We start from the raw sequence: 1,552 nt of genomic DNA on the forward strand, positions 1-1,552 counted from the left end.
GACCGGGCTCGGTGCGGGCCTGGAAGGTGCCATCGGTGGCGCGGCGGACATCACGACGGGTGTCGGCGCAGGTCTCGAGGGAGCTGTGCAGGGCGCCACGGACATCTCCGCGGGCTTGGGCGCGGGCTTGGAAGGTGGTCTGGGCGCCGCGACCGATGTGACCTCGGGCCTGGGCGTCGGTCTGGAGGGCGCTGTCGACGCGACGACCGGTCTCGGCGCGGGTCTCGAAAGCACGGTCGATGGTGCGGTAGACCTCGCCACCGGTGTGGGTGCGGGCCTCGAGAGCGGTCTGGGCGCGGCGACCGACGTGACCGCAGGGCTGGGCGCCGGTGTCGGGGCTGGTCTGGAGGGTGCTGTCGACACGTCGACCGGCCTGGGTGCGAACCTCGGAGGCGCTGTGGACGGCTCCATCGGTGCCGCGACGGACTTGACCGCCGGAGTCGGCGCGGGCCTGGGTGGTGCGGCTGAGGTCGGCACGGGCTTGGAGGCGGGTCTCGGGGGTGCCGCCGGTGCGGCGACCGATCTGACCGCGGGTGTCGGGAGCGCGATCGGCGGGGTTGCGGATCTTGGTACCGGCGTGGGTACGAGCCTCGGAGGCGCTGTGGACGGCTCCATTGGTGCCGCGACGGACTTGACCGCCGGAGTCGGCGCGGGGCTGGAAGGGGCTTCGGATGCGGCTGCTGATCTCGGTGCCGGTGCGGGGGCCGGACTGGAGGGCGCGCTGAACGGAGTCGGCGGGGTGACCACCGGTCTGGGGTCGGCCATCGACAGCGGTGCGCAGGCGGGCGCCGGTCTCGGCGCCGGGGTGTCCACCGGATTGCACGGGGCGGCCGACGCGGGCGCGCAGATCGGCTCCGGTCTGGAGACCGGGCTCGGTGGCGCACTCGATGCCACGGGGCAGGCGACGACCGGGCTCACCGGCGGAATCGACACCGCGGCACAGGGATCCGGCAATCTCGGGGCCGGACTCGGAGGCAACTTCTCCTCCGCCATCGGCGGCGCCGGAAACCTCGGCACGCAGGCGACGGCGGGTCTGGAGACCGGACTGGCGACGGGTCTCGGCGCGGCCGTGAACACCGGAGCCGAGCTCGGCGGCCGACTGGACAGCTCGCTGCACACCGGCGGGCAGGTCGGCACGGGCCTGGAGACCGGGCTCGGCGGTGCGTTCGATGCCGGGGTCCACGGTGCGAGCGGCCTGGCGGCGGGCTTGTCCACCGGCATCGGAGGGGGCCTGTCCACCGGCGTGGGCGGAGCGGTGCAGGCCGGTACCGGGCTGACCGGTGCCGTAGATGCCGGAACCCAGGCGGGTGCGGGGCTGGGTTCGGGCCTGTCGGCCGGGCTGAACGCGGGAGTTCAGGCGGGCGCCGGGCTCGCTTCGGGCCTGGAGACGGGCTTGTCGACCGGTCTGGGTGCTGCGGGCAATGCGGGTGCGGGTTTGTCGAGTGGTCTGGAGGGTGCGTCCAGCGCGGGCGCACACCTCGGCTCGGGCCTGGAGACAGGTCTGGGCGCTGCGGGCAATGCGGGTGCGGGTTTGTCGAGCAGTCTGGAAGGC

The 1,552-nt window shown here is 74.1% G+C and carries 1 protein-coding gene; it reads left to right on the top strand.

The features are described 5' to 3' along the window. A partial coding sequence (locus ON21_RS30380) for a beta strand repeat-containing protein (protein WP_039803656.1) occupies positions 1-1,552 on the top strand: 1,552 nt, incomplete at both ends.

Origin of the sequence: Nocardia araoensis NBRC 100135 (assembly GCF_000308435.1) — a bacterium.
Classification (GTDB): Bacteria; Actinomycetota; Actinomycetes; order Mycobacteriales; family Mycobacteriaceae; genus Nocardia; species Nocardia araoensis.